Annotated in this window: 18 protein-coding genes; 2 read left to right on the forward strand and 16 right to left on the reverse strand. The window is 35.9% G+C overall.

The genetic code is table 11. The annotated features are described in order from the left end of the window. Positions 1 to 24: 24 nt before the first annotated feature. Complete coding sequence (locus NKG37_RS23590) at positions 25 to 468, reverse strand: GatB/YqeY domain-containing protein (protein WP_101730811.1); 444 nt, start codon at positions 466 to 468, stop codon at positions 25 to 27. A gap of 17 nt (positions 469 to 485) precedes the next feature. Then, a complete protein-coding gene (rpsU, locus tag NKG37_RS23595; protein ID WP_003152957.1) occupies positions 486 to 659 on the reverse strand; it encodes a 30S ribosomal protein S21 in 174 nt (57 codons plus the stop codon). A gap of 325 nt (positions 660 to 984) precedes the next feature. Here rpsU and NKG37_RS23600 point away from each other — a divergent pair, with 325 nt between their 5' ends. Next, a complete protein-coding gene (locus NKG37_RS23600; protein WP_254415425.1) occupies positions 985 to 1,902 on the forward strand; it encodes a Na/Pi symporter in 918 nt (305 codons plus the stop codon). A gap of 452 nt (positions 1,903 to 2,354) precedes the next feature. Here the strand turns inward: NKG37_RS23600 and NKG37_RS23605 are convergent, their stop codons facing one another. Both NKG37_RS23605 and NKG37_RS23610 read right to left on the reverse strand, forming a co-directional pair. Further along, entirely contained in the window at positions 2,355 to 4,136 is a 1,782-nt protein-coding gene (locus NKG37_RS23605) for an ABC transporter ATP-binding protein (RefSeq protein ID WP_254415426.1), read from the reverse strand. Continuing rightward, entirely contained in the window at positions 4,126 to 5,886 is a 1,761-nt protein-coding gene (locus NKG37_RS23610) for an ABC transporter ATP-binding protein (protein ID WP_254415427.1), read from the reverse strand. Before NKG37_RS23610 ends, NKG37_RS23605 begins: the two co-directional genes overlap by 11 nt. A 474-nt stretch (positions 5,887 to 6,360) precedes the next feature. On the opposite strand from NKG37_RS23610, the gene NKG37_RS23615 reads away from it, so the two are divergent. Then, positions 6,361 to 7,146, forward strand: coding sequence for a helix-turn-helix domain-containing protein (locus NKG37_RS23615; protein ID WP_254415428.1), 786 nt, complete (start codon positions 6,361 to 6,363; stop codon positions 7,144 to 7,146). Between the two features lie 79 nt (positions 7,147 to 7,225). Here the strand turns inward: NKG37_RS23615 and deoC are convergent, their stop codons facing one another. From deoC to gpr, 12 genes are all read right to left on the reverse strand, one after another. Then, complete coding sequence (gene deoC / locus NKG37_RS23620; protein WP_016202965.1) at positions 7,226 to 7,891, reverse strand: deoxyribose-phosphate aldolase; 666 nt, start codon at positions 7,889 to 7,891, stop codon at positions 7,226 to 7,228. A gap of 137 nt (positions 7,892 to 8,028) precedes the next feature. Continuing rightward, positions 8,029 to 9,381 (reverse strand): tRNA (N(6)-L-threonylcarbamoyladenosine(37)-C(2))-methylthiotransferase MtaB, encoded by a 1,353-nt coding sequence (mtaB, locus tag NKG37_RS23625; RefSeq protein ID WP_016202964.1) that lies wholly within the window; start codon positions 9,379 to 9,381, stop codon positions 8,029 to 8,031. Between the two features lie 5 nt (positions 9,382 to 9,386). Beyond that, positions 9,387 to 10,130 carry a 16S rRNA (uracil(1498)-N(3))-methyltransferase gene (locus tag NKG37_RS23630; RefSeq protein ID WP_016202963.1) on the reverse strand — a complete coding sequence of 248 codons (744 nt, stop codon included), beginning with the start codon at positions 10,128 to 10,130 and terminating at the stop codon, positions 9,387 to 9,389. A gap of 124 nt (positions 10,131 to 10,254) precedes the next feature. Further along, positions 10,255 to 11,196 carry a 50S ribosomal protein L11 methyltransferase gene (gene prmA / locus NKG37_RS23635; protein ID WP_016202962.1) on the reverse strand — a complete coding sequence of 314 codons (942 nt, stop codon included), beginning with the start codon at positions 11,194 to 11,196 and terminating at the stop codon, positions 10,255 to 10,257. A gap of 190 nt (positions 11,197 to 11,386) precedes the next feature. Continuing rightward, complete coding sequence (dnaJ, locus tag NKG37_RS23640) at positions 11,387 to 12,511, reverse strand: molecular chaperone DnaJ (RefSeq protein ID WP_101730808.1); 1,125 nt, start codon at positions 12,509 to 12,511, stop codon at positions 11,387 to 11,389. Positions 12,512 to 12,694: 183 nt separating this feature from the next. After that, positions 12,695 to 14,524 (reverse strand): molecular chaperone DnaK, encoded by a 1,830-nt coding sequence (dnaK, locus tag NKG37_RS23645; RefSeq protein WP_016202959.1) that lies wholly within the window; start codon positions 14,522 to 14,524, stop codon positions 12,695 to 12,697. Between the two features lie 35 nt (positions 14,525 to 14,559). Next, the gene (grpE, locus tag NKG37_RS23650) at positions 14,560 to 15,162 is read right to left on the reverse strand and encodes a nucleotide exchange factor GrpE (protein ID WP_016202958.1); all 603 of its coding nucleotides are present in this window, start codon (positions 15,160 to 15,162) and stop codon (positions 14,560 to 14,562) included. Positions 15,163 to 15,284: 122 nt separating this feature from the next. Next, positions 15,285 to 16,313, reverse strand: coding sequence for a heat-inducible transcriptional repressor HrcA (gene hrcA, locus NKG37_RS23655; RefSeq protein ID WP_016202957.1), 1,029 nt, complete (start codon positions 16,311 to 16,313; stop codon positions 15,285 to 15,287). 529 nt (positions 16,314 to 16,842) lie between these two features. Then, on the reverse strand, positions 16,843 to 17,985 hold the full coding sequence (gene hemW / locus NKG37_RS23660; RefSeq protein WP_016202956.1) for a radical SAM family heme chaperone HemW: 1,143 nt from the start codon (positions 17,983 to 17,985) through the stop codon (positions 16,843 to 16,845). A 189-nt stretch (positions 17,986 to 18,174) separates the two neighbouring features. Beyond that, the gene (lepA, locus tag NKG37_RS23665) at positions 18,175 to 20,010 is read right to left on the reverse strand and encodes a translation elongation factor 4 (RefSeq protein ID WP_016202955.1); all 1,836 of its coding nucleotides are present in this window, start codon (positions 20,008 to 20,010) and stop codon (positions 18,175 to 18,177) included. A gap of 102 nt (positions 20,011 to 20,112) precedes the next feature. Next, on the reverse strand, positions 20,113 to 20,460 hold the full coding sequence (locus tag NKG37_RS23670; RefSeq protein WP_254415429.1) for a YqxA family protein: 348 nt from the start codon (positions 20,458 to 20,460) through the stop codon (positions 20,113 to 20,115). 117 nt (positions 20,461 to 20,577) lie between these two features. Next, positions 20,578 to 21,720: a GPR endopeptidase gene (gpr, locus tag NKG37_RS23675; RefSeq protein ID WP_254416436.1), complete on the reverse strand. Its 1,143-nt coding sequence runs from the start codon at positions 21,718 to 21,720 to the stop codon at positions 20,578 to 20,580. Positions 21,721 to 21,727 lie beyond the last annotated feature (7 nt).

Genomic DNA, 21,727 nt, shown 5'->3' on the forward strand with positions numbered 1-21,727 from the left:
GCAGCCTTTAAAACATAAACTTATTTATGAAAGGTGTTGTTGTACAAGTTTATTTACTAGTGAACCGTCTGCTTTTCCTTTTACTTTAGGCATTAAAGCAGCCATCACTTTTCCCATCTCTTTCTTCGAAGAAGCACCAGTATCAGCGATTGTTTGTTTCACAATCTCTGCTAGCTCCTCTTCCGAAAGCTGTTCAGGCATATATATTTCAACATGTTTTAACTCCGCACGTATTTTGTCAACAAGATCTTCACGACCTGCTTTCTCAAACTCATGGAGGGAGTCTTTGCGTTGTTTTACTTCGCGAGAAAGGACAGATAACTCGTCTTCTTCAGAAAGATCTCTACCAAGCTTAATTCTTTCATTCTGAATGGCAGCCTTAATCATTCGAATTACAACTAGTTTATCTTTTTCTTTGTTTTTCATCGCTTGCTTCATATCATTGTTTAAGCGTTCGAGAAGACTCAATTTAGCTACACCCTCTCTTAGAACTTACGTTTTCTTGCTGCTTCTGATTTTTTCTTACGTTTCACACTTGGTTTCTCGTAGAATTCGCGCTTTCTAGCTTCCTGCAAAGTACCAGTTTTTGATACTGAACGTTTGAAGCGACGAAGAGCATCTTCAAGCGATTCGTTTTTACGAACGACGGTTTTAGACATTCTCTTTCCCTCCCTCCGAACACAACACACTAACATCAACATGGTTTCCATGTACCTTGACATTATAATATATCAAAGTTACAAGGTCAACCGTATTTGACCTAGTTAGACAAATTGTTTTAAAAAAACGTAAAAAAAAGGTGTTTTACACAAGAAATCAGCCTTTTTCTCCCTCCATTCCTTTCTCGTCCTCTATTTTTCCCTCTATAAATCATTTTAAACACCATGCCATATAAGCTACTATAAAGAAGTTTATTCTTCTATCATTTAAATGGCATGTCCTTCTTCTTCTCTTCATATAGTTCTGATAAGGAGGAAGCATACAATGATTTATCTTTTACTTTTTATCGGACTTATCCTTTTATTTATTTATGGAATGACGCTTTTACGAACAGGCTTATTTAATTTATCTTCTCATTCATTGAAAGGTTTACTCGAAAAATTAACAGATAAACCTTGGAAGGGCTTAATCGTGTCCATCATTATTACAGCCCTTCTCCAAAGCAGTGCTGCAGTTATGGTGCTCACAATCGGATTAATTTCTGCAAGAGTTTTAACTTTCCCTCAATCCATTGGAATTATTTTAGGAACAAATATAGGGACAACATTTACAACCGAATTTATTACTTTTGATATTAATAATTATTTACTGCCACTTGCCATTTTTGGTGTACTGTTTATGATTATAAATAAATATCAGTTAAGAAGTTTTGGTTTCATTTTATTTGGTATTTCTATCGTCTTTACAACGATGAGAGGCTTTAAATATTTTGCTGGAATGATTGAAAACCAAACAACATTAAATACTTTTTTTCTCCAATTGGCAGATCGTCCTTTCCTCGCTCTTCTAGTTGGCATTGTTATTACCGCATTGATTCAATCAAGTACTGCTACAATTGGAATTATTATGGGTTTTTTGACGGCAGGACTGCTTCCTATCGAGATTGCTATTGCAATTATGTTAGGTTCTAATATTGGAACATGCGTTACTTCTTTTTTGGCTTCACTCGGAACAGAAAAAAGTGCGAAACTCTGTGCATATGCCCATATTTGGTTAAATATCGGCGGGGTTATTTTGTTTTATCCATTTATCCATGAATTAGCTGCTATTGTTAAAAATATGACGTCTGATATTGATGTCCAACTGGCCCATGCAAGTCTACTATTTAATGTCTTGTCTTCGCTTTTAGTTCTTCCCTTTGCTGAACGTTTTGGCAAATTAATTATGCGTATACACAGTTAAAGATGTTTTTCTCTATATTGGATTAATGAAAAGAGACTGGACAGAACAAAATATATAATAAATAAAGACGAACAATCTCTCCTTTAGTAGCGAAACCAACTCGTTCCATTACGCTACAGACACTCTATTAGAGACCACTGAAAAAGTCTTTTTTTCGTGCGAAATGAAGAGCAAGCATGTTTGAAAGTAAAAATAAGGTTGGTTTGGAGAGGCGTCCGCTCGACTCCTATGGGAGCTGCGAGAAAGTCCAAGACCCCGCAGGAACTTAAGAAGCGAGGAGGCATGGCGCTAGCCCCATGGAAAGCAAAGTGTATTCAGGCTGCGGGTGATCACCACAAACCTTCTTTCTTAAAATGAATAAAACCCCAAACAACTATACGATTATTTCTTATATGTACGTATAATTGTTCGGGGTTATTTGATTAAAAATACTTATGTTTCAGTCTCTTTATTTACATTACTTTTAATAAATCATATTGGGATTGATATAAATGATAATACAATCCTTTTTTAGTCATTAACTCTTCATGGGTACCTTTTTCCGCAATTCTACCACCATCCACATAAAATATTTGTCTGCTATTTTTAATTGTCGATAGGCGATGGGCGATGATGAAAGAAGTCCGACCTTTTAACAATTCGGTAATTCCTTCTTGCAGGAGTTCCTCTGTTTTTGTATCAATGCTGCTCGTAGCTTCATCTAAAATCAGTATTTTAGGGTTTGCTAAGAGGGCTCGTGCAAAAGAGATCAGCTGCCTTTGTCCCGCTGATAATGTACTGCCTCGTTCCTCTACAACAGTATGATAACCGTCCTTTAAATCTTTAATGAAATCATGAGCTCTTACAATTTTAGCTGCTGCAATAATTTCTTCTTCAGTTGCATCCAGCTTTCCATAACGAATATTTTCTAGAATGGTCCCTGAAAATACAAAAGTGTCTTGAAGCATCACACCCATTTGCGAGCGGAGAGATTTCAGCGTAACATCCCTGACATCTATCCCATCAATTTTTACGCTTCCTTCATTTACATCATAAAACCTGCTTAACAAATTGATAATGGTTGATTTTCCGGCACCTGTTGGTCCTACTAAGGCAATGCTTTCGCCCGCATTTATATGAAAGCTAACATCGTTAAGGATGTTTTTCCCTTCTTCGTAGCGGAAAGAAACATGGTCAAATGTGACATTTCCCTTTATTGTTGGCATTTGGATCGCTTTTGGATCATCCTTAATATCTGGTTCTACATCCAATGTTTCAAATATGCGCTCTAAATAAGCGGAAGCAGTAATAAGCGCATTATAGAAGTTCCCCATATTTATAACAGGGTTCCAGAAATTATTGACATATCCAATAAACGCCACAAGTGTTCCTGTACTAACATCTACCCCAATCTGACGTATTCCTACGAAATAAATTAAACTTGTCGTTAAAACAGAGATGTTTTGTACCCCTGGCCATAATAAAAACTGAATGGATACTGCTTTGAGCCAAGATGTACGTGTCTCATTACTTACTTCATCGAAAATTTCAAAGTTTTCCTCTTCCCTAGCAAATGATTGGGTAATTTTTATCCCAGCAATACTTTCATGGATATAGGCATTCATATTAGATTGTTTATTACTTAACACTTGATATGCTTTTCTCTGCATATTTTTGATAACCCATACTAATAATCCTAAAATCGGCAAGAGTGCTAAACTATACAACGTTAATTTTGCATCAATTGCAAACATGAAAATTAACGTAATAATTACGCTGATGATATCAGAAATGAGATTGATTAAACCGTTACTTAATAAATCACTTAATGTATTAATATAGTTAACGACTCTTATCAAAATTTTCCCATGGGGACGATTATCAAAGTAAGAAAAGGGAAGCTTCTGTAGGTGCTGAAAAATATCTAAGCGCATATCCTTTAAGATATTCTGACCAATTTGTGTAATCCATTGAATACGGTAGCGCATACATATTCCGATTACAACTAGAGAAAGAATAAACAGAATACTAATGCCTATCAGTAATGATATATCTTTATTTGGTATGATTTCATCGATTGCTATTTTCGTAAAAAACGGACCGAGCATCCCTGCCACATTGGCAGTTAATATGATTAGCAATGTAATAAACAATGCCTTTTTATAAGGTTTAATATAAGCACCGATTCGTTTATAGTGACTCCAGTTAAATTCGGTTTCTAATTCTTCATCGACATTAAATTTATTACGGGCCAATGGTTGCTCCCCCTTCTTCCTGCTCTACTAATCCTAGCTGTCTTTTGTATACATCGTAATACATTCCTTTTTTGGCAACGAGCTCTGCATGTGTTCCTCGTTCCTTTACTTCGCCTTTATCAAGAACTAAAATAAAGTCCGCTTCTCTCACAGAAGAAATCCGATGCGCAATAATAAATGTTGTTTTAGTTTTCGTTAGCTGAGTTAGTTCTTTTTGAATCTTACTTTCTGTTTCCATGTCTACTGCCGATGTCGTATCATCTAATATTAAAATAGACGGATCCTTTGCTAACGCCCTCGCTAAAGAGATTCTTTGCTTTTGACCCCCAGATAATCCAACCCCACGCTCGCCTACGATTGTATCGTATCCTTCAGGCATTTTAGCAATGAAATTATGAGCATCTGCAATCGCTGCAACACGCTGAATCTGTTCCATATTCAAATATGGATTTCCAAAGGAGATATTTTCCTCAATCGTATTGGAAAACAAAAAGATGTCTTGCATTACCATCGAAATTTGATCACGGAGCTTCCGTACTGGCCATTCTTTGGCATTGACATGATCAATTAATACTTCCCCATCTGTCGGATCATAGAATCTTGCAATTAAGTTAACAAGCGTAGATTTGCCTGATCCTGTTTCACCTAAAATCCCCACTGTTTGCCCCGGTCGAACGCTAAAGGAAACATTTTTTAAGATTGGTGTTTCTGGATCATCGGAAAACGCAAAAGAGACATTTTCAAATGTTACATATCCAGAAATTTTCTTGCCTTTCTTTCTGTCTTCCACCATAATTTGCGGCTCGGTATTTAATAAATTTCTAATTTTTACACACGATGCATTAAAACGCTGCACATCATTTATCAGCCATCCGCTCATACGCATTGGCATATTTAGAAGCCACATAAAGCCGTTAAAAGCAACCAAATCACCAATGGACATACTTCCTTGGATAACAAATAACCCACCTAATAATAATGTAATAACAGCTAATACGCCTGCAAATCCGTCCAACCATGGTAAATATTTTTTCGAAACATTAGCAGAATCAAGATTACGCTTCCGATAATCATTGTTAAAATGATTAAACTTTTCAATTTCATATTCTTCACGAGAAAACGCTTTAACTACTCGGTTTCCACTAATATTTTCTTCTACCATGGAGTTCAGTCTTGAAAAACTTTCGCGAATTTCTAAAAATACAGGATGTGCTGCTTTGGACATTTTTTGCGTAAAAATAAAAATAATTGGTGTAACGGCAACAAGTGCTAAAGTTAGTTTCCAATCGATGCTCATCATTACTAGAATAGCAACGACAAACCAGATGACACATTCAGCGATATTGTAGCAAACCCATGAAACAAAATGGCGTATCGCATCCATATCCCCTGTCATCCTCGCCATAATATCCCCTACTCTATTATGATTGAAAAAGTCAAAATCAAGCTCTTGTAGTTTTTTGTACATATCTTGCCTGATTTCAAACTGTGCATCTTGACCAACATGTTCATAGAACATTTGGTATATGTAACGAGTAACCGTTCTAATAAGTGTTGCCCCTATCATCGCTAACAGAATTGGAACTAAGAGTTGGACTCGATTATTCTCAATGACTTCATCAATCAATCTTCCGCTTAAAATAGGAATAATCACTACAAAGAAGGAATTTGCCAATAAAATCAACGTTGCACTAATTACTTTTTTCTTGTTCTTCTTTACATAACTCCAAATCCATTGGTAATTATTCAATAGGAATCTACACTCTTTCTTTTTTTATTTGTGTACTTCAAAAATGATATTTCTAAAGATAGATAAATATACTTATTAAACAAAATTCACTAAGTGAAATCAATAATATCTCTTAATACAAATAAAGGGGTGTATAAAAAGTTTAGATTCGCTTTCATACTTTCTTGCCTCTCTCCCATCTTTTTGGCGTTGTTAAACCATTTGTTACGCTCTGCTGCCTTTCACACACTTTGATCCTCCTTATCTGCCTTTTTGCAGGTAACAACTATTCTTTAACAATGCCATTTAAATTATTTTATTTTAAAATGCTACAAATAGTATCACTGCTTAAGTGCAGACACTACTTGTAAGTTTAAAAAGATAAGAAAGAACTCATTTCTTATCACAGATTAATTTTAGTCATGACCGTTTGACGTAACTAGTACTTAAATTGTATAATTATGGACAAAATTTGACTTGAAAGGAGTACATTGAATGTTATACTATCAATCAAATTATTTTGGACAAAATGGCGATTTTGATCGTATATCAGCATTCACTCCTACTAACCTTCCACACTTCCACCGCAGCATGGAATTGATAATGGTCGATGAAGGAACACTGGAGCTTAATATACAGAATAAAACCTATACACTGCAAGCTGGAGAAAACGCTCTCATTCTTTCGAATCAGATACATAGTTTGCATAGCACTCAGAACAATCACTCTTGGATTTATGTCTTTTCACCAGAATTAGTTAATCAGTTTTATCAACTAAGTAAAAATAAAGACTTAATCCATCCAGTATTCAGGTTACAACCTAACACTTGTGAGATGATAAAGGAGTTGTTCATTAAAAGTAAAAGCTCGATGCTTGCTAAAAAAGGAGTATTATATTTGATTTGTGCGGAATTATTAAACCAAACATCATTTAAAGAGGAAACACGGAGAGATGATTATTTATTACATGATTTACTGAACTATATCCAAAATCACTTTACAGAGGAACTTTCATTAAAAGAGTTATCACAAAGGTTTGGTTATGATTACTCTTACCTATCAAGATTTTTTACAAAGATACTAAAAGTACCATTCGTTGATTTTTTAAACGGGCATCGGGTTACATTGGCATCCCAATTATTAAAAACAACGGATAGTAAAATCACAGAAATTGCTGATATGGTTGGATATAAAAACATTCGCAGTTTTAATCGAAACTTCGAAAAAATTATGCATACTACCCCAAGTAATTACCGAAAAGCATATACAGAAACATATTAATACTATTAATAATCACATACCAAAAAATCCTTAGAAAAACGAAAGTATCGTTTATTCTAAGGATTTTCTATTACAACTATTAATAATCACCAGTGCTCGTTAAGCCATTAACGATTGCTACCCCAGAGCTTGCTCCAATTCTAGTTGCTCCTGCAGCAATCATTTTCTCTGTATCTTCGCTGCTGCGCACACCTCCAGAAGCTTTTACACCTACATCTGGTCCAACCGTTTTTCTCATTAATGCAATATCCTCAACCGTCGCTCCACCTGTAGAGAAGCCTGTTGACGTTTTTACAAAGTCAGCTCCTGCTTCTACAGCTAATTTACAAGCGATTTCTTTTTCCTCATTTGTTAGCAGGCTAGTTTCAATTATTACTTTTGATAAAGCTTTACCTTTAGCAGCGTCAACAACTGCTTTTATGTCTTCTTTAACTAAATCATAATTTTTATCCTTTAGCGCACCAATATTAATAACCATATCTACTTCTGTCGCACCATTTTTGATTGCATCCTCTGTTTCAAATGCTTTTGTTGCGGAAGTAGTTGCGCCTAAAGGGAAACCGATCACTGTACACACTTTTACTTCTGTTCCACTCAGTAATTCACTTGCAACTTTCACCCATGTTGGGTTAACGCAGACCGAAGCGAATACATATTGTTTTGCTTCTTCACATAGAGTAACAACCTGTTCTTTTGTTGCATCTGCTTTCAATAAAGTGTGATCAATCATTTTAGCAATATTCATTATGATTCTCCTTTGATTTATGTACTAATGAAAATGATGTCGAAGCTCTTTGCAGCAATTGAAACAAAGAGCTTCAACAACATATTCTAAATTAATATTACTTTCCGTAACACAAAAAGTGAACCATTAATTTTTTCTCAAGAAACAATCGCTGCTTGATCTTCTATTTCTTCCAGAACGCGGACAAATTGTCCTTCATTCACAGGATAGCCAGCTTTGATGATTTTAACCTTAACAATTTTCCCAACCATTTCCTCTGTAGCAGGGAAAACTACCTTTAGATAATTATCTGTATATCCTACATAAAGCTTGCCATTTCCATCCTCTTTGTAAACTTCTTCTGGAATAACTTCTACTACTTCCGCTTCATAGTTAGACGCATATTCTTTTGCCAGCTGATCAGAAAGCGAAATCAAACGATGTACTCGCTCATTCTTCACATCTTCATCAATCTGGTTGTCCATACGTGCAGCAGGAGTTCCTGTTCTCTTTGAATAAGGGAATACATGTAATTCGGAAAATTTATGGTCTTTAATAAAATTATATGTTTCCATAAACTCTTCTTCTGTTTCTCCTGGGAAACCGACAATAACATCGGATGTAATTGCTAATCCTGGTAAAGCCTCTTTTAATCTCGTAATTCTTTCCGCAAAGAATTCCATCGTATATTTTCTTCTCATTCTTTTTAAAACAGTGTCTGATCCTGATTGAATAGGAATATGAAGATGATTTACAATTATTTTAGATTTATCCAATACTTCGATTACTTCATCTGTTATTTGACTAGCCTCAATAGAAGAAATCCGAAGACGCTTTAGCCCCTTCACCTGCGATTCTAGATCACGAAGTAGGTTAGCTAAATTATAGTCCTTCATATCAGAGCCATATCCGCCTGTGTGAATACCTGTTAACACGATTTCTTTATAGCCAGCATCCACTAATTGCTGCGCTTGTTTAATAACATCTTGTGGGTCTCTAGAACGCATCAATCCTCTTGCCCAAGGAATTATACAGAAAGTACAAAAGTTATTACAGCCTTCTTGAATTTTTAAAGATGCTCTCGTTCTATCTGTAAATGCAGGTACATCCATTTCTTCATAAACACGATTTTTCATGATGTTTCCAACTGCATTAATTGGTTGTCTTTCTTGTTTGAATTGCGCAATGTACTCTAGCATTTTCACACGATCCTGTGTCCCTACTACAATATCGACACCAGGGATAGCCATGATTTCTGCTGGTGATGTTTGTGCGTAACAACCTGTAACACAAATAACCGCATCAGGGTTTTTGCGGACTGCACGACGAATAACTTGACGGCTCTTCTTATCCCCTGTATTCGTAACAGTACATGTATTTATAACATATACATCTGAAATATTTTCATAATCTACACGTTCATAGCCTTGTTGTTTAAACAACTGCCAGATCGCTTCCGTTTCATAATGGTTTACTTTACATCCTAATGTGTGAAAAGCAACTGTTGGCATTTTTATCACTCCATCAATTCAAAATGATAAGATACAGCAGACAATAGATATAACGGTGCAGTCTCTGTTCTTAATATTCTTGGACCAAGTCCACATGTCACAAAATCTTGCTCTTTTAATAAATTTACCTCTGATTCACTTAGACCACCCTCTGGTCCAAACAAGGCAAGGATTGTTTGCCCCTTTGTCATCGACTGTAATTTCTTCGTTAACATAGCCGATTCGCCTTCTTTTGCCTCTTCCTCATAAGCAATTATCTTTACGTCATAGCTTTTTGAGCGTTTGATTAATTCTTTCATACTGATTGGGGTACTTACTTCTGGTATCATCGTTCGATGAGATTGTTCAGCCGCTTCTTTGGCAATTTTATTCCAGCGAATGAGCTTTTTTGCCCCTTTTTTTTCATCCCATTTAACGACAGAGCGAGCTGCTATAAAAGGGATAAACTCATAAGCGCCTAATTCTGTCCCCTTTTGAATAATCCATTCTAGCTTATCCCCTTTTGGCAGTCCGCTCACGATGGAAACAGAAACAGGTAGTTCTATTTCTCCTTCTAACCATTGTACCACTTTTGCAGTGACTTCGTTTTCGAAAATATTTTCTATTGAACACTGTGCTACCTGTTGATCATTATTGACACAGTATATTTTATCTCCAACATTCATGCGCATCACACGAACTATATGATGATAATCATCTTCTTGGATTATAAAAGTATCTTCTTCCTGTTTAGCAAAATAACGCTGCAATCGAATACCTACTTTCCTTTAAGCAATAGAGAAGGAAGAATCGCAAAACGAAACTTCCTTTTTTCCTTTAGAATATACGCTTACTCTTACAGCTTAGCGCCGTCAAAAAGACATTTGTTATACCTTAGTTCTTTTTTTGAGCGGTAATGCTTACCCAATCTTCCATTTGTACTGTTTCTATTATTTCTAGTCCTGAAGCTATAATAGCATCTTTCACTTCTTCTTTTTTCTGAAGAATAATACCAGAAGCAATAAAGTAACCGTCTTTCTGAAGTAAACGGTAAACATCATCTGTAAATCGTACGATAACCTCTGCCAAAATATTTGCAACAATTACATCTGCCTGTTCGTCTATACCGCTTAATAGATTATTTTGGCGAACTGTTGTTTTTTCATGAACCTTGTTCAACTTAATATTTAGCTTTGCAGAACGTACTGCAACTTCATCCAAATCTAAAGCCAGTACAGAGCTAGCTCCTAGCATCGCAGCGGCAATGCTTAATACACCAGATCCAGTCCCTACATCAATAACCACATCATCTTTTTTTACTATTCTTTCCAAAGCTTGGATGCATAATACAGTTGTTGGGTGAGTTCCTGTACCGAATGCCATACCTGGGTCTAATTCAATAATTAATTCATCTGTATGAACTGGAGTATAATTCTCCCAAGTTGGCACAATTGTAAATTTCTCCGATATCTTTACAGGATGATAATATTTTTTCCAAGCGGTCGCCCATTCTTCTTCATTAACTTCCATAATAGAAACTTTATTTAATCCAATATCAATATTAAATAGTACTAAATTATTAATATTTTCTTTAATTGCTTCCACTGTTTCTCCAAGAAAACTATTGATCGGTAAGTATGCTTTAACTAGAACGCCTTCTTCAGGATAATCATCAGGATTTAGTTGGTAGATTTCGCCGAATTGGTCTTCTCTTTCCTTAATTAATTCAAAGGGATCTTCAATAACTACCCCACTAGCACCTGCTTCATGCAAAATATTTGAAATAGGTTCAATCGCTTCATTTGTAGTATGAATTGTGATTTCTGACCATTTCATTTCTACCAACTCCTTTTTGATTATGGCTGTTTTCGTAACGTTTGTTGCTATTACCTGCAGCAGAAATACACTTCGCTTTCCGTGGGGATCGCGCTAATCCCATAGGAGTCTACGTGTATTCCGGCTGCTCCATTTTCCAACTAATTCTTTTTTTCTATAGAAAAAAGAATTTGAGCAAATACAACTCTGATTATTCACCTTTAAATGCTTTTTTCACTTTAGAGAAAAAGCTATCATCTTCTTCTCCTTGAGGGGAAGCCCCTGTTACATCAGCAAACTCTTGTAAAATTTGCTTTTGTTTTTCGGATAGCTTTGTTGGCGTTATTAGTCGTACAATCACGTGTTGGTCACCTTGACCGTATCCACGCACATTTGGAATACCTTTGCCTTTAAGTCTAAATTTCGTTCCTGTTTGTGTTCCTGCAGGTACTTTTAGCTTCACTTTTCCATGAATCGTAGGGACTTCAATTTCATCCCCAAGTGCAGCTTGAACAAAAGTAATCGGCATTTCACAATATACATCTTCCCCATCACGCTCGAAGAAATCATGTCTTCTTATGTGGAATACAACATATAAATCACCTGCTGGTCCTCCATTCACTCCAGGCTCACCTTGACCAGATACTCTTAATTGTTGGCCATCATCGATACCTGCAGGAATTTTAACACTGATTTTACGGCGTTTTTTCACTTTACCAGTTCCGCCACAAGTAGAACATTTATGCTTAATCTCTTTACCAGTACCATGGCAATAATTACATGTTCTTCTATTCACAATACGACCGAACGGCGTATTTTGCTCTACATTCAATTGCCCTGTACCGCTACAATGCTTACATGTAACTGGTTTGGTTCCAGGTTTTGCACCTGTTCCACTACATGTTTCACAGTTTTCTTCTCTTGGTATTTCAATTTCTGTCTCTTTGCCAAATGCCGCTTCTTCAAATGAAAGGGTCATTGTATATTGTAAATCAGCCCCTTGGCGTGGAGCATTAGGATCTCGTCTTCTTGAACCTCCACCACCAAAAAATGTGCTGAAAATATCTTCAAAGCCACCGAAACCACCGAAGTCTCCCCCGCCACCAAATCCTTGATTAGGATCTGTGTGCCCAAATTGATCATAATGAGCTCTTTTTTGATCATCACTTAAAACTTCGTATGCCTCTTTGACTTCTTTAAACTTTTCATCTGCATCTGCATCTTTATTAATATCTGGATGATACTTTTTCGAAAGCTTACGATATGCTTTTTTTATTTCATCCTTAGAAGCGCCTTTGCTTACTCCCAGGACTTCATAGTAATCTCGTTTATCCATAATTGATTACCACTCCCCGATTCTTTTCACATAGATGCTATTGTATCATTTTGCCTTTCCAAAGTACAATAGTTTATTGCTATCTTTCTTAAATATCGATTAAAAACTTATTCTCTAAAAGAAAAGTCAAAGTCAAGATAACCTGACTTTGACTTTTTACTAGACGTCTATTGTTTATTTCAATTACTTATCGTCTTTTACTTCTTCAAACTCTGCATCCACAACGTTATCATCTTTACCAGATGCTCCGCCTTCTGCTCCTTCTGCTCCTTGTGCAGCTTGAGCAGCTTCTTCATATAATTTCATAGAAAGGGCTTGAACGATTTCTTGAAGAGCATCTTTCTTCGCACGAATTTCTTCTAATTCGTTTTTCTCGATAGCTGCTTTTAAAGCATCTTTTGCTTCGTTTGCCTTCGCTACTTCGCCTTCGTCCACTTTACCTTCTAAATCTTTTAACGTTTTTTCAGTAGTGAAAACTAATTGATCCGCTTCATTGCGTAGTTCTACTTCTTCTTTACGCTTTTTATCAGCTTCTGCATTTTCTTCTGCTTCTCTTACCATTTTGTCAATTTCTTCATCTGATAAGCCTGTAGAAGATTTAATTGTAATGGTTTGCTCTTTATTTGTGCCAAGATCCTTCGCACGAACATTTACGATACCATTTTTATCGATATCAAATGATACTTCGATTTGTGGAATTCCACGTGGTGCTGGTGGAATATCAGCTAATTGGAAACGGCCTAATGTTTTATTATCTGCAGCCATTGGACGCTCCCCTTGAAGCACATGGATATCAACAGCTGTTTGGTTATCAGCAGCAGTTGAGAATACTTGAGATTTAGATGTAGGGATTGTAGTATTACGCTCGATTAACTTCGTAAATACTCCACCCATTGTTTCAATACCTAATGAAAGTGGTGTTACGTCTAAAAGAACAACATCTTTTACATCACCAGTAATTACGCCACCTTGAATAGCTGCACCCATTGCAACTACTTCATCAGGGTTTACCCCTTTATGAGGCTCTTTACCGATTTCTTTTTTGATTGCTTCTTGTACTGCTGGGATACGTGTTGATCCACCTACTAAGATAACTTTATCAATTTCAGAAGCGCTAAGACCAGCATCTTTAAGTGCTTGACGAGTTGGTCCCATTGTACGTTCTACTAGTGAAGCTGAAATCTCTTCGAATTTAGCACGAGTTAAAGTTACTTCTAAGTGAAGTGGGCCAGCATCTCCAGCTGTAATAAATGGTAAAGAAATTTGTGTAGAAGCTACACCTGAAAGGTCTTTTTTCGCTTTCTCTGCAGCATCTTTAAGACGTTGTAGAGCCATTTTATCTTTGCTTAAATCAATACCATTCTCTTTTTTGAATTGTTCTACTAAATAATCAATGATAACTTGGTCAAAGTCATCTCCGCCTAGACGGTTATCACCAGCTGTAGATTTAACTTCAAATACACCGTCACCAAGCTCAAGGATAGATACGTCAAAAGTACCTCCACCAAGGTCATAAACTAAGATTGTTTGATCTTCATCTGTTTTATCAAGTCCATAAGCTAATGCAGCAGCTGTAGGTTCGTTAATGATACGTTCCACTTCTAAACCGGCAATTTTACCAGCGTCTTTCGTTGCTTGACGTTCTGCATCATTAAAGTAAGCAGGCACTGTAATAACAGCTTTTGTTACTTTTTCGCCTAGATACTCTTCAGCATATCCTTTTAAGTATTGAAGAATAATAGCAGAAACTTCTTGAGGAGAATAGTTTTTACCTTCTACCTCCACTTTATAGTCTGTACCCATATGACGTTTAATAGACATAATAGTGTTTGGGTTTGTAATAGATTGACGTTTTGCAACTTCCCCTACTTGACGTTCTCCATTTTTGAATGCTACTACAGATGGAGATGTTCTATTACCTTCTGGATTTGGGATAACTTTTGGTTCTCCACCTTCAAGTACAGCAACACAAGAGTTTGTTGTACCTAAATCAATTCCAATAATTTTACTCATGCAAATTTCCCTCCTATTTTTTAGATATGTAAAGCTTATTGACTTACTTTAACCATTGCAGGTCGAATCACTCTGTCTTTTAACTTATACCCTTTTTGAAACTCTTCTACCACGATATTAGATTCCGTTCCTTCTACTTCTTCTTGCATTACTGCTTGATGAAGATGTGGATCAAATTCATTTCCAACCGCTTCGATAGCTTCTACACCTTCTTTTTTAAGAGCTTCAAGGATTCCACGATAAACCATTTCCACACCTGTGTATAAACTTTGTGTTTGTTCATCAACAGCCTCGATTTTCAAAGCTCTTTCCAAATTATCTATGTTTGGTAATAAGTCCATTACAAGACTTTGTGCTCTATATGTTTGAGCCGTTTCCATATCAAGCCTTGCTCTGCGACGTGAATTATCAAAATCAGCTTGCAAGCGAAGATAGCGATTAGATTCTTCTTCTAATTTTGCTTCTAGTACAGCAATTTTTTCATTAGCTGCCTTTAATTCTTCAGCTGTGTTTTCCTCATTGGAAGGAGTTGCTTCTGCCTCTTCGAATACTTCTTCGACTGTTTCTTCTACTTGGATGTCTTCTTGTGCTGCTTGTTGTTCCATCTCTGCACTATTCGTTGTTTTTTCTTCTGCCAACTTGTTTCACCTCCCTTAAAGGAATCATTCCAATGAAAACCATACTGATTGATAGAAATTTATCAATCTTTTATGGTCTTTATATAAATCGATTTTCTACCCTTTTAAATATTCCACATAAGTTACTTTTGATACAAATTAGTAAGTACTTTTGTTAGGTCATTTGATAAAATATTTAATAAGCTTATAACCCTTGAATATTCCATTCTTGTTGGACCAAGAATAGCGATTGAACCAATTTGTTCATCCCCGATACTATAGGAAGCGGAGATAATACTGCAATTTTCCATTGCGGTGTTATTATTCTCTCTTCCAATTTTAATGCTAATATCAGATGAGTTATTGCGAATGAGCTCTGGAATCCCATCCTCTTTTTCAATCATATTCAATAAATTTCTTATTTTCGTAATATCATGAAATTCAGGTTGACTTAAAATATTTGTTTTCCCACCAAAAAATAATTTTTCATGGGTATCAATTTTCACTGTTTCTGAAAGTGAGTTGATAAAATACTCATAATTACTAATATGTTGTTTCAATAAGAAAGCTACTTCCTTATAAATCTTGTTATGAAGCTTGTCAATTGAAACTCCCATTAGCCGTTCATTCAAAATATTAACCAATTTCTCTATTTCCCCTGCATGGATAGAATCAGGTAAATGAAACATTCTGTTCTCTACATGGCCTGAATCTGTCACAATAATGGCGATTGCCGTATGGTTGTTCAAAGGGACAATTTGAATTTTCTTCAACTTGTTTTCCTTAACGGCAGGTCCAAGGACAATAGTAGTATAGTTTGTTAAATCAGACAATATTTTAGCAGATTTTTGCACAATATTTTCTAATTCATAAATTTTTTCTGCAAATAATGAGTTAATCCTCATAATATCTGAACGCTTTAATTTCTGTGGTGATAATAGATGATCAACATAAAAACGATATCCCTTTTCTGAGGGTACACGCCCTGAAGAAGAGTGCGTTTTTTCTATAAATCCAGACTCCTCTAAATCAGCCATTTCATTACGGATGGTAGCGGAGCTAAACGTGATGTTTTCTTTCTTCGATAAGCTCCTTGAGCCTACGGGTTGTGCTGTTGAAATAAAATCATCAATAATCACTTGTAATATTAATAATTGACGATCAGTTAACACATTAATCACCTCTGTTAGCACTCTTTATTAACGAGTGCTAAATCTATATATAAAGTAGCAAAAACAAAGGGTCTGTGTCAATAATTTGGTCCTTTTTTCTGCAAGAAATTTTTACCTTCTAGTCAACCTAGACATTGAATTGCTTTTTATCTCTTTACTAGTTACTAAAATACACTCCGTTCAAGTAAGAAGAATGTTAAACACTTCGTTATCTACCTTTATGCAGCCCACTCTGTATTTCTTCTTTTACAACCAACACATTTTTAAAACCCAAAAATAAGTTAGGTTTCTTTTCTAAAGGCTGTTTTAGTAAAGTTTGTTGCGATTACCCGCAGCCGGAATACACTTCGCTTTCCGTGGGGCTAAGCTTAAGCCTCCTCAGCTTCGCCTCCGGGGTCTCAGACTGTCTCGCTAATCCCACAGGAGTCTACGTATATTCCGGCTGCTCCATTTTTCCAACTAATTCTTTTTTCCTATTGAAAAAACAACAATCCTTTAGAAAACAGCCTTTCTAAATAAAGAGACTTCATTACTTAAGCACTCCAATAAAGGATTGAAAAACTTCATTCCCCAAAAACCTGCCCTTATCGGTTAATCTCAAATATCCATCCTCGATTTCAATAAGCTCTCGACTAATTAGCCCCTTTATTTCTTTATCAAAAAGCTGTAATAGATTTTGATTATATTTTTCTTCAAAAGATAGTAAACTTACCCCTTTGTTTTTTCTTAATCCAAGGAATAATTCTTCTTCCATTTGTTCTACGACTGTTACTTCGTGTTCGTGCATAAGTGGAAACTCGCCTTGTTCTAATGGCTGCATATATTTTTTTAATGGCCCATAATTAGAGTATCGGTTCTTACCTACATAACCGTGTGAGCCTGCTCCAAACCCAAAATACTCTGTATTATTCCAGTATGTGAGATTATGACGACTTTCAAAACCAGGTTTCGCAAAATTACTAATCTCATATTGTTGAAAACCGTGATTTGCCATCTCCTCCATTAATACGCCATACATGCTTGCTTCCACATCTTCACCAGGTGTAGGTAGTTTCCCCTTCCGCATCAAATTATAAAAAACAGTTTTTGGCTCTATAATCAGGGAGTATCCTGAATAGTGCTGGATATCTAGTGTAAATGCTGTATTTAAGGTTTCTTGAAAATCTTCCAATGTTTGTCCAGGCAAACTATAAATTAAGTCTACACTTATATTATCAAACCCAATCTTTTTTGCAGATTCGATGGATGAAAACACCTCTTCAGCCTTATGAGTTCTACCAATCCTCTGTAATAGCTCGTTATTAAAAGATTGAACACCGAAACTTAAACGGTTGACGCCTCCCTCATAAAGAGCCTTTAATTTATCTTCTGTTAAATCCCCAGGATTTGCTTCAAAGGTATATTCTATTTCTGGATGAACTTTAAGTTCTCTATTAATAATTCCACAAAGTCGTTCCAATTGAGGTGCAGTTAAACTTGTTGGTGTTCCTCCCCCGACAAAAATCGTAGAAAGCTTTTGTTCCCCATATTTTTCAATGGTTAACTTCATTTCTTTCTCTAGAGAATCGAGGTATTCATCTACTGGCTGTCCTTTTAAAAACACTTTATTAAAATCACAATAGTGACAAATATGCTCACAAAATGGAATATGGATATATGCTGCTTGTATCAATTTTTCACAACCTTTTAATTAGTTAACTATGTGATGAAACAAGTTTTAAGATCAACTTGTTTCAATGAATAAATAAGAAAAGAGGTGATGCTTGTTGGCACCTACCTCCCTTACTTATAGCAGTCAATGATATGATTAGCAAGTTTCTTGCATCATTTTGATTGACTCCTTTTATGTCATTCTGCCTTTTTACTTTTTCGTATTATTATCATCCATACGCAATACTGCCATGAACGCCTCTTGCGGAACTTCAACAGATCCAACTTGCTTCATCCGTTTTTTTCCTTCTTTTTGCTTTTCTAGCAATTTACGCTTACGGGAAATATCCCCACCATAACATTTTGCCAATACGTTTTTACGCATTGCTTTAATGGTAGAACGAGCGACAATCTTTTGGCCAATTGCTGCTTGGATTGGCACCTCAAATTGCTGACGCGGAATCAGTTCCTTTAACTTCTCCACAATAACTTTTCCTCTTTCGTAAGCAAAATCCTTATGAACAATAAAGCTAAGCGCATCTACTTGTTCTGAATTCAGTAAAATATCCATCTTCACTAAAGTCGATGTTTTATATCCAATGAGTTCATAATCAAATGAAGCATATCCTCTCGTATTTGATTTCAATTGGTCAAAGAAATCATAAACAATTTCGGATAATGGAATTTCATACATAATCTTGACGCGAGTCTCATCCATATATTGCATATCGATGAATACGCCTCTTTTTTGTTGACATAATTCCATAATGGCACCGACATATTCATTTGGAGCCATCATCGTTGCCTTCACGTACGGTTCTTCAATTCGTTCGATTTTTTGAGGATCTGGCATCGCTGATGGATTATCTACCTTGATTTCTGTTCCATCTGTCAAAATAACATCATAGATAACACTTGGAGCAGTTGTAATTAAGTCAATTTTGAATTCACGCTCAATTCGCTCTTGAATAATCTCCATATGAAGTAGGCCCAAGAAACCACAACGAAAGCCAAATCCTAATGCTTGTGATGTTTCCGGTTCAAATTGCAATGCTGAATCATTCAGCTCTAATTTTTCCAATGCTTCACGTAAATCATTAAATTTTGCACTGTCTATTGGATATAAACCACAATAAACCATTGGATTAAGCTTTCTATATCCTGGTAATGCTTTTGTTGCGCCATTCTTCGCGCTTGTAATCGTATCCCCTACTCGAGTATCACCAACATTTTTAATTGCAGCTGTTAAAAAACCTACATCTCCAACAGATAATTCATCGGTATTAACAGCTTTCGGTGTAAATACCCCTACTTCAATAACTTCAAATTCTTTACCTGTTGCCATCATTTTAATTTTGTCACCTGGTTTAACTGTTCCATCAACCACACGAATATAAGTGACTACACCCCGGTAAGCGTCATATAAACTATCAAAAATAAGTGCTTTTAACGGTGCCTCTGGATCTCCTTCTGGCGCAGGAACTTTTTCTACTACTTGTTCAAGTATATCTTCTATCCCAATACCAGCTTTTGCAGAAGCAAGCACAGCCTCTGAAGCATCTAATCCAATAACTTCCTCAATTTCGTTTCTAACTCTCTCAGGATCAGCACTTGGAAGGTCGATTTTATTAATAACAGGAACTATTTCCAAATCATTATCAATTGCTAAATAAACATTAGCTAATGTCTGTGCTTCAATTCCTTGTGCTGCGTCAACTACTAATACAGCTCCTTCACACGCAGCCAAACTACGTGATACTTCATATGTAAAATCCACGTGTCCTGGTGTGTCTATGAGATGAAGGGTATATATTTCTCCATCTTTTGCTTGATATTTTAATTGGACTGAGTTTAGTTTAATCGTAATTCCGCGTTCTCTTTCCAAATCCATTGAATCTAAAAGCTGATCTTTCATCTCACGTGCAGTGAGTGCATTTGTTTTTTCTAATATTCTATCAGCTAGGGTTGATTTCCCATGATCTATATGTGCAATAATAGAAAAATTTCTAATTTTTGATTGTCTTTTAAGCATCTCTTCTCTGTTCATTTAGTTCACTCCTACAATAATCGCGCATGTACACTATTTTTGATTATAGCAGTGTGAAGAATAAGATTCAACGAAAAGTAAAATGAATTACTAAACAGTTTTCTATTTTTCTTTTTCCTCTATTATATCTCCAACAAGACTAACTCCTTTTTCCGCTAAAGAAGATATCGTATCTGCTACCCCTTTACCAATACTGGACAGTAAGTTAAAAGCTTTTATTTCTTCTAATTGCTGTTTTTTTTGATCCAAATCATGGCTTGTGATATTTTGGCCAAGAACTGATGCCTCCATATTACCATCCTCATTTTTAATGGATACAGCACTTTGAAATCCTTGATCTTCATAGCCTTTCATTTTGTGTATTCCACTATTTGCTTGCTGCATTCCGAATAATACACATATAAACATTAACAAAACGATACCTACCGCGCCTAATGTATATCGTTTCAACTTGATCAATCCCCTTTATTTTAAGTATCAAGTTTGTAATTCCAAAAATCACCTTTCCTAGTAACTCTATTAAAAATGTATGAAGTTACTAGGAAAGGTAGAACCCTTTTCTTTTATTTAGTGTGTATTGTAACCAACATTGTCTTGATTAATGGCTGAATGAAGGGCAGCATTTAATCCATTTGCAAGTAGGTTTGCCATGTCTTCAATAAAAACATCCACTTCTTTCGGTGTTACCATTAAATTATGACCAATTGGGGATAGCACTTCATAAATTAACTTTCGTTTTTCTTCCTCAGGCAAAGTACCGATAATGCCGAGAAATGTCTTACGATGCTGTTCCTCCGGTAAGTCTTCATCTGTCAATGTTCTTCTTTCACCAAAATTTAAGCCCGCAGGAGCCAGCGCTCTCGATGGTTTATTCCCTTCTCTGAGCTCTTTTCCAAAATGCTTTAATATATAATCAATTGTGTCACTTGTAATCGACACAGCATCAACAACAGTTGGAACACCAATCGCGATAACAGGTCTTCCGAGAGTTTCTTCACTAAGCTCTTTTCGTTTATTTCCGACTCCAGACCCAGGATGAATACCTGTATCAGAAACTTGAATAGTGGAATTCACACGATCAATAGAACGTGATGCAAGAGCATCAATAACAATCACAAAATCAGGATTTGTTTTTTCGACAACGCCTTTTATAATGTCACTCGTTTCTATTCCTGTTAAGCCCATCACACCTGGAGCTAGGCTTGATACCGGACGATAGCCCTCTTCTACACTTTCTGGCTGTAATTCATATAAATGTCTTGTCACTAGTATATTTTCACAAACCTGTGGCCCTAGCGCATCGGGAGTAACGTTCCAGTTTCCCAATCCCACTACTAGACAGGAAGCATCCTCTTTTATATTGCTCAGCTTTAAAAATTGCGAAAACTCTTTCGCAAATACTCGCTCTACTTTTTCCTGCAATTTTGTATCTTGCTGTCTTATTCCTAATACTTCGATTGTCAAATATTTCCCTCGTTTTTTTCCTATAATCTCCTCGCCCTTTTCTGTAACTTCCACATAGGACATTTTAATTCCATTTTCTTCTTTTTCCTTGATAATTACGCCATCAAGGTTTGATTGATCCTGTTCATTTTGAACAAGTCCTTGTTTATGTAAAGCTAAATCTCTTGCTTCAATTGCTAAGTCTGTACGGATAGAATACATGCTTAAATCTAGTTTTTCCTCCATCATTATCCCCTTCCAATCGATTTAATTA

The organism is Niallia sp. RD1 (assembly GCF_024219955.1).
Classification (GTDB): Bacteria; Bacillota; Bacilli; order Bacillales; family Cytobacillaceae; genus Niallia; species Niallia alba.

Coding starts and splice junctions, on each gene's coding strand:
- deoC (WP_016202965.1), bottom strand. CDS start 7,891: ATGAATATTGCTAAAATGATTGATCACACTTTATTGAAAGCAGATGCA.
- lepA (WP_016202955.1), bottom strand. CDS start 20,010: ATGAACAGAGAAGAGATGCTTAAAAGACAATCAAAAATTAGAAATTTT.
- mtaB (WP_016202964.1), bottom strand. CDS start 9,381: ATGCCAACAGTTGCTTTTCACACATTAGGATGTAAAGTAAACCATTAT.
- dnaJ (WP_101730808.1), bottom strand. CDS start 12,511: ATGGATAAACGAGATTACTATGAAGTCCTGGGAGTAAGCAAAGGCGCT.
- NKG37_RS23600 (WP_254415425.1), top strand. CDS start 985: ATGATTTATCTTTTACTTTTTATCGGACTTATCCTTTTATTTATTTAT.
- dnaK (WP_016202959.1), bottom strand. CDS start 14,524: ATGAGTAAAATTATTGGAATTGATTTAGGTACAACAAACTCTTGTGTT.
- NKG37_RS23615 (WP_254415428.1), top strand. CDS start 6,361: ATGTTATACTATCAATCAAATTATTTTGGACAAAATGGCGATTTTGAT.
- prmA (WP_016202962.1), bottom strand. CDS start 11,196: ATGAAATGGTCAGAAATCACAATTCATACTACAAATGAAGCGATTGAA.
- rpsU (WP_003152957.1), bottom strand. CDS start 659: ATGTCTAAAACCGTCGTTCGTAAAAACGAATCGCTTGAAGATGCTCTT.